We start from the raw sequence: 13,549 nt of genomic DNA on the forward strand, positions 1-13,549 counted from the left end.
TCAGGCCGCCTCTTTCAGTTGCGTGTAACGCTCGCCTTCAATCCGGGCAACTTCCGCCGCCGGGACGTAGTAGTCCACATCCTGGTCGTAGGTCCGCGCGATGAACGTGGCGATCATCCCGATCAGTCCCACCGCAGCGAACAGCCACATATGCCAGACGAGCGAGAAGCCCAGCAACAGGCCGAACGCCGCGATGATGACGCCGGCACCCGTATTGCGCGGCATATGGATGTCCTCGTATTTGCGCGGCTGGACATAGGCCCGCCCTGCTTCCTTGTTGTCCCAGTGCTGTTCCAGAGACGTAATCACGGGCACGTGTGCGAAGTTATAGAACGGTGCCGGCGATGCCGTCGACCATTCCAGGCTGCGGCCATCCCACGGATCGCCCGTCAGGTCGCGATTTGCTTCGCGATTGCGGATGCTGACGGCGAACTGGACGATCATCGCCGCAATACCGGCCGCAATGAACAGCGCACCGATCAGCGCAATCACCAGCCATTTATGCCATTCCGGCACCGCGTAGTGGTTCATGCGCCGGGTCATGCCTTCGAAGCCGAGGATATACAGCGGCGTAAAGGCAAGCCAGTACCCGACCAGCCAGCACCAGAAGGAGACCTTGCCCCAGAACTCGTCCAGCGTGAAGCCGAAGACCTTCGGGAACCAGAAGCTGATACCGGCAAAGCAGCCAAACACCACGCCGCCGATAATCACATTGTGGAAGTGCGCGACGAGGAACAGGCTGTTATGCAGCACGAAGTCTGCGCCCGGAACGGCCAGCAACACACCGGTCATGCCGCCGACCGCGAAGGTGATCATGAAGCCGATCGTCCAGAGCGTCGACGTGTGATAGCGGATCCGCCCGCGAAACATGGTGAACAGCCAGTTGAACAGCTTGACACCCGTCGGGATCGAGATGATCGAGGTCATGATCCCGAAGAACGCGTTGACGTTGGCGCCGGAGCCCATCGTAAAGAAGTGATGGAGCCAGACGAAGAACGACAGGATACCGATGGATGCCGTCGCATACACCATCGACTTGTAGCCGAACAAGGGCTTGCCGGAAAACGTCGAGATAATTTCGGAGAACGCACCGAAGCACGGCAGGATCAGGATATACACCTCAGGGTGGCCCCACACCCAGATGAGGTTGATATACATCATCGCGTTGCCGCCCAGCTCATTGGTAAAGAAGTGCATGCCGAGGTAGCGGTCGGCCGCAAGCAACGCCAGTGTGCCGGTCAACACCGGAAACACCGCGACGATCAGGATGTTGGTGATGAGCGCGGTCCAGACGAACACCGGCATTTTCATCAGCGTCAAACCCGGCGCGCGCATGCGCAGGATCGTCACGACGAAGTTGATACCGGTGAGCGTCGTTCCCAGCCCCGATATCTGTAGCGACCAGATGTAGTAGTCGACCCCGACCGTTGGACTGTAGCCAAGCTCGGACAACGGCGGATAAGCCACCCAACCCGTCGCCGCAAAGTCGCCGATGAACATCGACATCATCACCAGCACCGCGCCGACCACCGCCAGCCAGAAACTCAGTGAATTGACAAACGGATAGGCCACATCGCGCGCGCCGAGTTGCAGCGGCACCACGACGTTCATCAGTCCGAGAATCAGCGGTGTCGCCACGAAGAAGATCATGATCACACCGTGTGCGGTGAAAATCTGATCGTAGTGATGCGGCGGCAGATAGCCGGCCGCATCGTTGAACGCCATGGCCTGCTGGGTGCGCATCATGATGGCGTCGGCAAAGCCGCGCAGCAGCATCACGAGCGCAAGCAGGATGTACATCACGCCAATGCGTTTGTGGTCGACCGAAGTGAGCCACTCGCGCCACAGGTAAGTCCATTTTCCGGCGTACGTCACGGCTGCCAGCAACGCCATGCCAAGCACGACGACGACGGCGAGCGTGCCCATGATGATGGGCTCGTGGTACGGGACAGCATCCAGGTTAAGTTTTCCAAACATGATGACTACTCCGCAGCCTGATGCACAGGCAATTGGGCTCCAGCAGGTTCAACAGAAAGCGCGGTCTGCGCGGTCCCGCATCTCGGGTCGCGGGCAGCGCCTTGCATGTACTGATCGACGACACCATCGAAAAGACCGGGTGCCACGCGCGCATAGACCGTCACCGGGTCTTTCTGGCTAGGCCTGGCGAGGGCCGCATAAGCGGCCTTGTTCAGCGATAACGGCGATCGCCTGGCATGCGCAATCCATGCATCGAAGTCGGTGCGACTGGTGGCGATCGTGTCGAAGTGCATGTCCGAGAAGCCTGGTCCGCTATACGCCGAGGACTGCCCCGCATACACGCCGGGGCTATTGGCAATCAGGTTCAACTGGGTGCGCATACCGGACATCGCGTAGATCTGACCGCCGAGTTGCGGGATGAAAAACGAATTCATCAGCGATTCAGCGGTGATGTCGAACGAGATGGGCGTGTCGACGGGAATGGCGAGTTGATTGACGGAGGCCACGCCGTAGTCAGGATAGATGAACAGCCACTTCCAGTTCAGCGCCACCACTTCGACGCGGACCGGTTGGGTCTGCGAATCAATCGGACGTGATGGATCGAGACTATGCGAAGTACGCCAGATCACCAGCGCCAGAATGATGACGATCACACACGGGATCGCCCAGACGATGATTTCGATCGACGTGGAGTGCGCCCATTTGGGCGCATAGGTCGCGCTGGTGTTGGAGGCCCGGTAGCGCCAGGCGAAGTACAGGGTCAACAGAATGACCGGAATGACCACCAGCAGCATCAAACCGAGCGAAAGCAGGATCAAGTTTTTTTCCTGCATGCCGATGTCGCCCTTGGGATTGAACAGCGTCATGCCGCACCCACTGAGCAGTCCCGCCGCGCCGAGCGCAAGGAGACGTCCTGCTGAACTACTGAACCTTCTGATGGTCGAGGATGGAACGACCGAACCTGCCCCTGTGGCAGGGGTTCTTCTACGCAAAGCTGGATTCCGCATGTCATGTACCCTGGTTGCCGGTCACACCATCCATGCATGCATCTCATCCGCCGAATCTCCAGACGCGCCCCTGAATCAGCGTGCGCCCTTTGCCTTCAATGCTTCCCCGACTTGACTGTGAGAGGTACGATGTATGGATCTATGTCCCGATGCGGGCATCCTAAAGTAAGACAATATCCATACAACTGCGACAGAATGACGCAAAATGAAGTCCATACATGACCCATACAAGCGCCCGCATTGGGCTGCGGAGTTCGTTATCGCCGACGGGCCGCGTTATCTGCAGGTCGTCCGTTTTCTGGAGTCCGCAATCGCCGATGGTGCCCTGCGCCCCGGCGACCGGTTGCCGCCTCAACGTCAGTTGGCCGAAGCATTGGAGATCGATCTCACCACCGTGACACGGGCTTTTACCGAAGCACGGCGGCGTCAACTGATCGAAGCGCGCGGGACCTCGGGGACGTTCGTCGCGGCGCCGAAGGTGGAACTGACGCAGAGCGTCGATCTCAGCATGAACATCCCTCCGCCGCCTGCCGATGTGGAGATGGCCGTGTTGCTGCGCGAGGGCCTGTCGCAGGTGCTGTTGCGAACCGATACGAACCTGCTCATGACGTATCACCTGGGCGGTGGCAGCCAGGCCGACCGGGACGCCGGTGCCCGCTGGCTCAAACCCATGCTGGGCCGAATCGATCTCGAGCGCATCGTCGTCTGCCCAGGCGCACAGGCCGCGCTCGCCGCACTGATCATGGCGTCGACCCAGCCCGGCGATTGCATTCTGATGGAGCCGCTGGCTTATCCCGGCTTGCCGCAGGCCGCAAGGCAACTCGGACGCCGCGTCGAGACTGTTGCAGTGGATGGTTCCGGCATGCGTCCGGATGCGCTCGAAGAGGCTTGCAGAAAGCATGACGCCCGCCTCGTCTATCTGAACCCTACGCTGCAGAATCCCACCACACGCACCATGCCTGAGCGGCGGCGTCTGGAGATCGTCAGGACTGCAGCAAAACTGAACATCAGGATTATCGAAGACGACCCGTACTGGCTGTTTGCGGAAAACGCACCGCCGCCGCTCGCGCGTCTGATGCCCGATCGGGTGACGTACGTTTCGACGCTGTCGAAATGTCTCTCGCCTGGGCTGCGGACGGCCTTCGTGGTACTGCCCGATACGCAAGGTCAGCAAGCCTTCCTGTCCGCGCTACGCATGTTTTCCTTGACCTCGCCCTTGACGACGACCCTCGTCACGCAGTGGATTCATGACGGCTCCGCCGCGCAATTGCTGGCCGGCGTTCAGGCGGAAACGCATGCGCGTCAACGCATGGCGAGGGGCACCCTGGCGAGCGCGACGAGCGCCGCGAGCCCACCGGCCAATGGAGGCATCCACGTCTGGCACACGCTGCCGAGCTACTGGCGGGCGCTCGACCTCGCAGCCGTCGCGCGCGATAACGGTCTGGTGGTGGCACCCGCCGAAGCTTTTTCCACCGGCCCCCATCCTCCCAATGCAATCCGTATTTCGCTCGGCGGTTGCCCGGGTCGCGAGCAACTCGACATTGCCTTGCGAAAGCTATCCAAGCTGTTGGCGCAGAAGCCCACAGGGCCCCATGAGGTCGTGATCTAGGCGATCAACCCATCCAGCCAGGGCGGTGAAAAGGCGCGATTCATGCACGGGTTCATGCAGCGGGATACCATGGCGCGAGCGGCCAGAACGGCTACAACAAACGCCTACCACAATGCCGCGAGATCACAGACCTTAATGTTATGAAGCGAATCCCCCTGAACGATTTCTTGCGCGACATCCGCGCCTGCACGATTTGCGCGCCCTTGCTGCCGCACGGTCCGCGCCCCGTACTCTCTGCTTCCGAAAACTCGCGGATTCTGATCATCGGCCAGGCACCCGGTGCGCGGGTGCATGCGTCGGGTGTTCCATGGAGCGATGCGAGCGGGGCCCGCCTGCGCAACTGGCTCGACGTCGACGATACGACCTTTTACAACGAGGAAAAATTTGCTCTGGTGCCCATGGGTTTTTGTTTTCCAGGCCGGGGCGCGAGCGGCGACTTGCCGCCGCGGCCCGAATGCGCGGCACGCTGGCACCATGAATTGCTGGCACAGATGCGCTCGGTGCGTCTCACGTTGTTGATCGGACAGTACGCGCAGCGGTTTGGACTCGGTGCAGCATGCAGTCCGACATTGACGGATACCTTGCTGCGGTGGCGAGACTTCGGTCCACAGGTGATTCCTTTGCCTCATCCCTCGCCGCGCAACGTTGCGTGGTTCAAGCGCAATCCATGGTTTGAAGCCGATATCTTGCCGACGCTGCGCGACCGTGTCGCGCAGGCGTTATCGGCTCCTGCGTAGTAGCGAAACGCCTGGGGGAGTGCATGGCGGTGCGCGCAACGCTCAGCCAGTGTCCCCGCCGGCAACCGGCAGCACGGTGCCTGTGATGTAGCTTGCCTCGTCCGAAGCGAGAAACAGAATCGGCGCCACCTGTTCGTCGATGCTGCCATAGCGCTTGAAATAGGTCGATGCGGTCACCTGCGTCACCGCATCGCGCATCCAGATCTGTTCCTGCGCGCTGTCGCCGGCAATATTGCGCGGCACGCGTCGCGGCGGCGCCTCGGTGCCGCCCGGCGCGGTGGCGACGACGCGGATGTTGTGCTCTGCGTATTCCATTGCCAACGACTGCGTCAGCGCATTGACGCCGCCCTTAGCCGCCGAGTACGGCGCGCGGCGAATACCCCGCGTGGCGTTCGAGGAAATATTCACGATGGTTCCGCGGCCGCGCTCGAGCAGGTGCGGCAGCACCGCATGACAGGCATACAGGGTCGGCATGAGCGAGCGGCGAATTTCCGCGTCGATCTGCGCAGGTTCGAACTCGGCGAATGGACGCATGCGAATCGCGCCACCCACCCCGTTGATCAGAATATCGATGCCGCCAAATCGCCGCGCCGCAAAAGCCATCGTCGATGCCGCGCCGTCATAGGTTTCGAGGTCGGCCACGAAGCCAGCCGTGTCGGCTCCGTCCGCTTCGGCGGCCACCTCGGCGACGAATCCGGCGCGGTCGACGAACAGCACCCTGGCGCCCTCCGCGGCCGCACGAAGCGCTACCGCGCGACCAATGCCCTGCGCCGCGCCGGTGACCACCATGACCTTGCCAGCAAAACGTTGCGCGCTCATACGGTCCTCGGCACTGCGTTGGGGGTAAATTTCTCGTAGTGGAAGCTGTTTGGCTGCACGCCGTTGTCGTCGAAATGCTTGCGCACCGCGTCGACCATCGGCGGCGGCCCGCAGAGGTAGACGTCGACATCGCCGTCATTCAAGGTCTCCGCCGCCATATGCTGCGTCACCCAGCCTTTGCGCGGATGCGTTGAATCCGCATCCGCCACGACCGTGGCATAGCTAAAATTCGGCAACTTCGCCTTATACGCCTCGATGGCATCCACCAGCACCAGGTCGAGGTCGCGGGTCACGCCATAAATCAGGTGCACCTTCTGCTGCGAATTGGCGCGCGTCAGCGCTTCGAGCATCGACAGAAACGGCGCGAGACCCGTACCACCTGCAAGCAACAGCAAAGGCCGCTCCACTGCCCGCAGATAGAAGCTGCCCAATGGACCGGTCAGGTCCACCTTGTTGCCGATGTCCGCGGATTCGAGCCAGGTGCTCATGACGCCACCGGAAATCTTCTTGATCAGAAAACTGATGCGTGATTCGCCGGGCACCGATGAAAAGGAATACGAACGATGCTGGCCGCTGCCGGGGACATCGATATTGACGTATTGGCCCGGTAGAAATACCGGTGCCGTTGCCTCCACTGCGAGTTCGAGCACGACGGCTGCATCGTTGTGCTGCTCGATCTTCGATACCGTCGCAGCGAATCTGCTCTGCTCCGTCTTGCACGCAGTGGACGATGCCGGCACGGCAATCACGCAATCGCCTTGCGGCACCATCTGGCACGTGAGCACGAGACCACTGTTCTTCTCGTCGTCGCTCAGGGCGTCCTCGATATAGTCGTCACCCAGATCGTAGCGGCCACTTTCCGCGCGGCACTTGCAGGTGCCGCACACGCCGTCGGAGCAATCCATCGGCAGATTGATGCGGGCGCGAAAAGCCGCATCGAGCACCTTTTCGCCCGGTTTGCAGGCGACGAAACGGGTCACGCCGTCCTCGAAATTGAGCGCAATGTTGTAGCTGGACATGATGTCTCCTTCACTTCCAGTCTCGTCCTGAGACTCGGGATCAAACGTGGTAAACGTCGAGCACCTGGCGGATATAGTCGTTTTTCAGCACGATGCGCTTGTACGAAATCAACAGCGCGTCGTCGACCTTGCGCAAGGTGACGGACACCGTGCCGAAAAAATGATCGGTGGTTTTGTAGCGGTGATTGAGCGTGTTGAAGTTGTATCGCACCTCGACTTCATCATCGCGTTCGGCCAGCACTTCGACATTCGTCACGTTGTGGCTGGTACGCGGTTCAGGCATCGAAGCGCCGCTGCGTTCGGTCTTGATGCGAAACACCCGGTCTTCGAGGCCGCCACGATCCGGGTAGTACATCAGCGAGACCTGTGTCTCGTGGTCATCGGTGAGCTGGTCGTCGTCATCCCACGCCGGCATCCAGTAGGTGACATCTTCCGTGTAGCAGGCCAACCACGCTTCCCACTGACGGTCGTCGAGCAGGCGCGCTTCACGGTACAGCGTGGCGCAGATTTTCAGGTAGTCGAAGCTCATGCCAGGGCCTCCTCTTGTTCCTTCTTGAGTGCCTCGCGCATCACCTGCACCCAGTATTCGTGCTGGCATACAAAGAGCCCCTCGTCCTCACTACGATCGCCGGAGATCAGCGGTTTGAGACCCATACGCTGGGCATTTTCGTCGGGACCGTCGACCCACAGCGGCGCCCCGCGCGAAAGATCGTTCCACAATGCAGCGGTGCCGGCATAGCCTGCCTGGCAGGCGCGAAATTCTTCGAGGTCGTCTGCGGTGCCCATTCCCGAGACGTTGAAGAAGTCCTCATATTGACGGATACGGGTGGCGCGATCGGTCGCGCTCTCCCCCTTTGGCGCAAAGCAGAAGATGCTGACTTCGGTCTTATCGACGGCGAGCGGACGGACCACGCGAATCTGTGTACTGAACTGGTCCATCAGGAACACGTTCGGATACAGGCACAAGTTGCGCGTCTGATTGACGATGAAGCTCGCCTTGGTTTCGCCGACACGCGCTTCGAGTTCTTCGCGGTACTGATAAACCGGTCGCACTTCCGGATTCATGGCGTTGGTCCACAGGAGGATGTGGCCGTGTTCGAACCCATACACGCCGGCTACCGACTTGCTCCAGCCATTCGCATCCACGGCCTTGGTGCCGTCCACCTTACGACGGTCCATCGTCGCGGCATAGTTCCAGTGCACGGTGCTGACGTGATAACCGTCGCAGCCGTTCTCCATCTGCATCTTCCAGTTACCGTCGTAAATATACGAGGAGTTGCCGCGCAACACTTCCAGCCCGTCCGGCGCCTGGTCGACGATCTGGTCGATGATGACCTTGGTCTCGCCGAGGTAGTCCTCCAGAGGCATCACGTCCGCATTGAGGCTGCCGAACAGGAAGCCGCGATAGCTCTGAAAACGCGCGACCCGTTTCAGGTCGTGCGATCCGTTGCTGTTGAATTGCACCGGATATTCAGTGGTCTTCGCATCTTTCACTTTCAGCAGCTTGCCGGTATTGGAGAAACTCCAGCCGTGGAACGGACAGGTGAAGCTGCCTTTATTGCCGTGCTTTTTCCGGCAAAGCATCGCGCCCTTGTGCGCGCAGGCGTTGATGACGGCATGCAGTTCGCCGCTCTTGTCGCGGGTAACCACCACGGGCTGACGACCGATCCAGGTGGTGTAGTAGTCGTTGTTGGCGGCAAGCTGGCTTTCATGCGCCAGGTACACCCAATTGCTCTCGAAGATGTGTTTCATCTCGAGTTCGAACAGATCGGCATTGGTGAAAATATCGCGGCGGCAACGGAATACACCGCTTTGCTCGTCGTCCTGAACGGCCGTGTGCAGCAGTTCGTCCAGTTGCTTGGCTTTGTCGACAATGGCTGACATATGTGCTCTCGCTAGGCGGGGTTAACCCTTGATTTGACGCCAACCCAGATATGCCTGAAAGGTATAATCGGGTCGTAAAACAGCGCATGAAGCCAGATTAATGGACGCTAAAACCCCTCGTCCAACACTGATTTGGTATCGGGCTATATCCTGGAGGTATTGAGATGGAGTTGCGGCACCTTCGTTATTTCGTCGCGGTGGCCGAGGAACGCAATTTCACGCGTGCGGCGGAGAGATTGCATATGGCCCAGCCACCGCTGAGCCGTCAGATCCAACAACTTGAAGAAACGCTTGGCGTCCAGCTATTCGAGCGCAATACGCGGCCGTTGAAACTGACGGAGACAGGCAAGTTCTTCTATTCGCATGCGGTGCAGTTGCTGGCGCAAACCGCCGAACTCGAATCCATGACGAGGCGTGTGGGCAACATCGAGCGCAGCCTCTCTATCGGCTTCGTGGGTTCGACGTTGTACGGCATGCTGCCCAAAATCATCCGGCGCTTTCGCGACGAAAACACCACGGTCGAACTCAGTCTTCATGAGATGTCGACCATGGACCAGATCAGGGCATTGAAGGACGGCCGGATCGATGTCGGGTTTGGCCGCATCCGACTCGAGGACGTGAGTATCCGCCGCGTGATCCTTCGCGAGGAGAAGATGATTGTGGCCCTGCCCGAAGGGCATCCGCTTTCGCTCATCAAACCCGTCCTCGGCCTGGCCGACCTGGTCAACGAGACACTGATTATTTTCCCGAAGGCGCCGCGGCCCAGCTATGCAGACCAGGTGCTGGCGGCGTTCCAGGACCGCGCGCTCAAACCGCGCCGCATCTATGAAGTCCGCGAACTGCAGATCGCGGTAGGGCTCGTGGCAGCCGGGGAAGGCATCTCGGTCGTACCAAGCAGCGTATACGGCATGAAACGTGACGACGTGAGCTACAAGGAACTGGACGACCCCACGCTGGTGTCGCCCATCATCATGAGCATGCGTGCGCTCGATGAATCGCGGGACATCCGCGAGATGCTCGAACTGGTCTACCGGCTCTACGAAGAAGCAGGCATACCCCACACGCCGCGTAGCGACGCGGGTCGTTAATGTCCGTCGTGGGCAAGGTGGCCTCGTAAGCCTGGCAGCGCTAATTTTGCGTGCCTGCGGCCAGGACGTGCATACTCTTGCCGGTGATACCATTCAGGCAATTCATTTGCGTTTTCAGCCATGAAGCCAGCCTATGAGCATGTCGAGTTTGGCGAGGACTGTTCGCTGCGGGTTTACCATCGGCGGCTCCCGCGTATTCCGTTCGAGTGGCATCATCATCCGGAGTACGAGCTAACGCTCACGATGAACAGCTATGGCAAGCGCTACATCGGCGATTCCGTTAGCGACTATGAGGCAGAGGATCTCGTCCTCGTGCCGCCGGATCTCCCGCATACGTGGGCATCGAATCGTTCTATCGATCCCGCTTCGCCGCAAGTGGCCATCGTGATCTGGTTCGAGGGCGACTGGGCGCGGCGCATGGCCGATTGTTGCCGCGAATATGAACCGCTGCGCAAGCTGTTACGCCGGGCCGCGTGCGGCCTCGCCTTCGAGCCGCCTGCCGGCGCCGCGATGCGCGAGCGCCTCGCGCAACTGCTATCGAACGGGGCACGCGAGCGCCTCGGCGCCGCCCTCGATATCCTCTGCACGCTCGCCGACGCGCCGGGCCAGCCGCTCGCCTCGCCGAGTGCGTTCAACGAGGCAGCGGGTCCATCGGGTCACGAGCCCGAACGCATCAACCGGGTGCTCTCCGTGATCGACGCGCGTTTTGCCGAACCGCTGAGAATGTCGGAGCTTTGCGAGGTCGCCAACCTGTCGGAGCGCACGCTCACCCGTTACTTCGTTCAACATATCGGTGAGAGCGTGGGCCGGTATATCGCCCGGGTTCGTATCGGCCATGCCTGCCGGATGCTGGTCGACACGTCGCTGCCCGTTGCCGTCATCGCTGCCCGTTCGGGTTTTGCGAACGTCGCCAACTTCAATCGTCAGTTCAAGGGCGCGAGGCAAAGCACACCGGCCGAATACCGGCGCCGCTTCGCCGCGGCAGGCGCAATGGATAAGGAAGCTGCCGCGCGCCTGACCGAGCGCTCGCCTTCGCTGCAAAGGAAGTCGAAACTGGCGGCCGCGCGAAGCAATGAAGAAACGGCTTAGGCTTGTCCGGCGGCGCTTACCATCCGCCACCCAAGGCGAGGAAGGCCGCGATCTGATCGTTGTTGACATCGGCTTGCGCGGAGGCGACCGCGAGATCCGCGGCCGCCCATGTGCGCTCTGCGTCAAGTGCAACCAGACCGCTTACTTTTCCGCCCTGCCGGAGCTGGTCGGTTCGTTGCATGACTTGCAGCGCCGCGTCACGTGCGTTCTTGAGGCTTTGCAACTGGTCCAGCGCTGAGGCATACGTGTCCAGCGAAGTCTCGGTTTCGCGCAATGCCGTGAGCACCACGCTGTCGAAATGATCGAGACTCGCCCTGTTTTGCGCTTGCGACGCCGCGATCCGGTCGCGAATCGCGCTGCGATGCAAATCCCAGCTGACCATCGGGCCGACCGCGAAGCGATTCGTCAAAGGCGTAAAAAAGCTGGCGGCCGCGCCGGTGGAGCCGATCGTCGCGCCGATCCGGATGTCGGGATACAACTGCGCCGTCGCCACGCCAATTTCCGCATTCGATGCGGCGAGACGGCGTTCAGCCGCCCGCACGTCAGGTCGGCGCCTGAGCAGTGCCTCGCCGTCGCCGGTGGGCAGCAAGCTGTGTAATTTGAGCGGCGTGTGGCAAGCCAGCAAGGAGCGGTCGTATTCCTTCGGCGGTCGCCCCATCAAGGTCGCCAGACGAAACGCGGCATTCAGTTGCCGCGCCCGCAACGGCGCCATCTGCGACTCGCTATTCTCAACGGGAACCCGCTGCCGGCCTTCTTCAAACGACGCCGCGCGGCCGTTCGCGATCAACTCCTGGGTCAGCGCAAGACTTTGCTGCTGGACCGATATCACGCGGCGCAGCACGTCCATTTCATGCCCCGCGTTACATAGGTCGGAATACGCGCGTGCGGTTTCAGCGGCCACGTTGACGCGTACCAGATCGCGCGCGGCGATCACGGCTTCGTTTTGGGCAGAAGACGCTTCGATGCCGCGCCGGATGCCGCCGAAGAGATCGAGGTCGTAGCTCATCGTCACGCCCACGTTGTAGATCTCGTGCCGCGGCGGCTCCACGTGCGAGAGCACCGCCTCGGCGGATTGCTGGGTATAGCTCGTCTCCGCGTCGACCGTCGTGCTGATTTCGCGGTTGGTGCGCGCCTCCGCCAGCAGCGCGTCGCTCTGTTCGAGATTGGCCTGCGCCGCTTTGAGATCGACATTGCTGGCCAGTGCCTTTTCGACGAGGCCATCGAGCACAGGATCGTCGAACAGGTGCCACCACTGATTGGGCAACGGGGCTTCCGACACCGCAGGTCCCCCCGACAGGAAGCTGCCATTCGCAGCGGGCGCGTTGACCAGTGCCTCCGGCGGTACACGATAGTCCGGCCCCACCTCGGCACAACCGAGCAGCGCCATGCAAAGAGCCGCCAGCCAGGACATGCGTGGGCTCACCATGGCAGACTCCGCCTGATCTGCACCTCACTGGCCGTTGAGTGAACCTCGACCGAGGCCGTCTGACCCGGCACGAGGCGTACACCCGTCGGGACCTGATCGATGACGATACGCACAGGGATGCGTTGCGCGAGCCGCACCCAGGTGAACGCCGGGTTGACGTTCGCAAGCTGCGCATCGCTGCCTGCCCGTTCGCGATCCTCGACGCCGCCGGCAATGCTCTCGACGTGTCCTTGAATATCGTTGGCCACGCCCATCAGATGCACGGTCGCCCGGTCGCCGACATGAATGGCAGGCAGCTTGGTTTCCTCGAAATACCCCTCCACGCGCAGCGACGCCGCGCTGACCAGCGCCATGGCCGCCTTGCCCGCATTCAGATACACGCCCGGCAGCAGGTCCACGTTCGTGACCGTGCCGTCCACTGGCGCCCGTACGACCGTCCGTTCCAGATTCAGGGCAGCGAGATCGCGCGCGGCAATAGCCTGCGCGACATCGGCGCGCAATTGCTGTACTTTGGCCGTGCCCTGCTGGGTCGCCTCCTCCGCAATCACGTCCGGCATGGCGCGATTGCGCCGATCCTCGCGGACCGCCTCGTCGTATTCCGCGCGTTCCCGCAGGAGGTTGGCCTCGGCCTGGGCGACCGCGATCCGGTAGCGTGACGGGTCGATCACCATCAGCACCTGGCCGCTTTTGACCACCTCGTTGTCGCGCACCCGCACCTCCGTCACAAGACCGCTGACATCAGGCGCGATCGGCACGACGTCCGCGCGCACTTTGCCGTCGCGCGTCACGGGCTCGATCTGGTAACGCACCCACAAGCCGTAGATGGCCGCCAGAATCACGAGGCCGACGACCACGGTTGCAAGCAAGCGGATCAATCCGGACAGGCGCAGCATG

Annotated in this window: 12 protein-coding genes; 4 read left to right on the plus strand and 8 right to left on the minus strand. The window is 61.3% G+C overall.

Annotation, left to right across the window (positions count from 1 at the left end):
- Both cyoB and cyoA read right to left on the minus strand, forming a co-directional pair.
- Positions 1 to 1,977, minus strand: a complete 1,977-nt coding sequence (gene cyoB / locus P3T43_RS12380) for a cytochrome o ubiquinol oxidase subunit I (protein ID WP_429281333.1) — start codon at positions 1,975 to 1,977, stop codon at positions 1 to 3.
- Between the two features lie 5 nt (positions 1,978 to 1,982).
- Positions 1,983 to 2,984 (minus strand): ubiquinol oxidase subunit II, encoded by a 1,002-nt coding sequence (gene cyoA, locus P3T43_RS12385; RefSeq protein WP_429281334.1) that lies wholly within the window; start codon positions 2,982 to 2,984, stop codon positions 1,983 to 1,985.
- Positions 2,985 to 3,189: 205 nt separating this feature from the next.
- Between cyoA and P3T43_RS12390 the strand changes: the two genes are divergently transcribed.
- Both P3T43_RS12390 and P3T43_RS12395 read left to right on the plus strand, forming a co-directional pair.
- Complete coding sequence (locus P3T43_RS12390; protein ID WP_429281335.1) at positions 3,190 to 4,593, plus strand: PLP-dependent aminotransferase family protein; 1,404 nt, start codon at positions 3,190 to 3,192, stop codon at positions 4,591 to 4,593.
- Positions 4,594 to 4,733: 140 nt separating this feature from the next.
- Positions 4,734 to 5,330 carry a uracil-DNA glycosylase family protein gene (locus P3T43_RS12395; protein WP_429281336.1) on the plus strand — a complete coding sequence of 199 codons (597 nt, stop codon included), beginning with the start codon at positions 4,734 to 4,736 and terminating at the stop codon, positions 5,328 to 5,330.
- 42 nt (positions 5,331 to 5,372) lie between these two features.
- On the opposite strand, the gene benD is transcribed toward P3T43_RS12395, so the two are convergent.
- From benD to P3T43_RS12415, 4 genes are read right to left on the minus strand one after another with little or no spacing between them, the layout of a single operon-like run.
- Positions 5,373 to 6,149 (minus strand): benzoate diol dehydrogenase BenD, encoded by a 777-nt coding sequence (gene benD / locus P3T43_RS12400; protein WP_429281337.1) that lies wholly within the window; start codon positions 6,147 to 6,149, stop codon positions 5,373 to 5,375.
- Complete coding sequence (gene benC, locus P3T43_RS12405) at positions 6,146 to 7,168, minus strand: benzoate 1,2-dioxygenase electron transfer component BenC (RefSeq protein WP_429281338.1); 1,023 nt, start codon at positions 7,166 to 7,168, stop codon at positions 6,146 to 6,148. Before benC ends, benD begins: the two co-directional genes overlap by 4 nt.
- A gap of 40 nt (positions 7,169 to 7,208) precedes the next feature.
- The gene (benB, locus tag P3T43_RS12410) at positions 7,209 to 7,697 is read right to left on the minus strand and encodes a benzoate 1,2-dioxygenase small subunit (protein ID WP_429281339.1); all 489 of its coding nucleotides are present in this window, start codon (positions 7,695 to 7,697) and stop codon (positions 7,209 to 7,211) included.
- Complete coding sequence (locus P3T43_RS12415) at positions 7,694 to 9,052, minus strand: Rieske 2Fe-2S domain-containing protein (RefSeq protein WP_429281340.1); 1,359 nt, start codon at positions 9,050 to 9,052, stop codon at positions 7,694 to 7,696. The genes benB and P3T43_RS12415 overlap by 4 nt, the downstream gene beginning before the upstream one ends.
- Before the next feature lie 164 nt (positions 9,053 to 9,216).
- Between P3T43_RS12415 and P3T43_RS12420 the strand changes: the two genes are divergently transcribed.
- Entirely contained in the window at positions 9,217 to 10,140 is a 924-nt protein-coding gene (locus tag P3T43_RS12420) for a LysR family transcriptional regulator (protein ID WP_429281341.1), read from the plus strand.
- Positions 10,141 to 10,260: 120 nt separating this feature from the next.
- The gene (locus P3T43_RS12425) at positions 10,261 to 11,229 is read left to right on the plus strand and encodes a helix-turn-helix domain-containing protein (protein ID WP_429281342.1); all 969 of its coding nucleotides are present in this window, start codon (positions 10,261 to 10,263) and stop codon (positions 11,227 to 11,229) included.
- A 16-nt stretch (positions 11,230 to 11,245) separates the two neighbouring features.
- Here P3T43_RS12425 and P3T43_RS12430 read toward each other — a convergent pair whose 3' ends face one another.
- Both P3T43_RS12430 and P3T43_RS12435 read right to left on the minus strand, forming a co-directional pair.
- A complete protein-coding gene (locus P3T43_RS12430) occupies positions 11,246 to 12,655 on the minus strand; it encodes an efflux transporter outer membrane subunit (protein WP_429281343.1) in 1,410 nt (469 codons plus the stop codon).
- Positions 12,649 to 13,548, minus strand: coding sequence for an efflux RND transporter periplasmic adaptor subunit (locus P3T43_RS12435; protein ID WP_429281344.1), 900 nt, complete (start codon positions 13,546 to 13,548; stop codon positions 12,649 to 12,651). Before P3T43_RS12435 ends, P3T43_RS12430 begins: the two co-directional genes overlap by 7 nt.
- Between the last annotated feature and the right edge of the window lies 1 nt (position 13,549).

This window comes from Paraburkholderia sp. GAS41 (assembly GCF_050436545.1).
In the GTDB taxonomy this organism is placed as follows: Bacteria; Pseudomonadota; Gammaproteobacteria; order Burkholderiales; family Burkholderiaceae; genus Paraburkholderia.

Bases quoted from the DNA above. Each gene is read 5' to 3' on its own strand.
- P3T43_RS12415 (WP_429281340.1), bottom strand. From the start codon at position 9,052: ATGTCAGCCATTGTCGACAAAGCCAAGCAACTGGACGAACTGCTGCAC.
- benC (WP_429281338.1), bottom strand. From the start codon at position 7,168: ATGTCCAGCTACAACATTGCGCTCAATTTCGAGGACGGCGTGACCCGT.
- P3T43_RS12425 (WP_429281342.1), top strand. From the start codon at position 10,261: ATGAAGCCAGCCTATGAGCATGTCGAGTTTGGCGAGGACTGTTCGCTG.
- benD (WP_429281337.1), bottom strand. From the start codon at position 6,149: ATGAGCGCGCAACGTTTTGCTGGCAAGGTCATGGTGGTCACCGGCGCG.
- benB (WP_429281339.1), bottom strand. From the start codon at position 7,697: ATGAGCTTCGACTACCTGAAAATCTGCGCCACGCTGTACCGTGAAGCG.
- cyoA (WP_429281334.1), bottom strand. From the start codon at position 2,984: ATGCGGAATCCAGCTTTGCGTAGAAGAACCCCTGCCACAGGGGCAGGT.
- P3T43_RS12390 (WP_429281335.1), top strand. From the start codon at position 3,190: ATGAAGTCCATACATGACCCATACAAGCGCCCGCATTGGGCTGCGGAG.
- P3T43_RS12435 (WP_429281344.1), bottom strand. From the start codon at position 13,548: ATGCTGCGCCTGTCCGGATTGATCCGCTTGCTTGCAACCGTGGTCGTC.
- cyoB (WP_429281333.1), bottom strand. From the start codon at position 1,977: ATGTTTGGAAAACTTAACCTGGATGCTGTCCCGTACCACGAGCCCATC.
- P3T43_RS12430 (WP_429281343.1), bottom strand. From the start codon at position 12,655: ATGGTGAGCCCACGCATGTCCTGGCTGGCGGCTCTTTGCATGGCGCTG.
- P3T43_RS12395 (WP_429281336.1), top strand. From the start codon at position 4,734: ATGAAGCGAATCCCCCTGAACGATTTCTTGCGCGACATCCGCGCCTGC.
- P3T43_RS12420 (WP_429281341.1), top strand. From the start codon at position 9,217: ATGGAGTTGCGGCACCTTCGTTATTTCGTCGCGGTGGCCGAGGAACGC.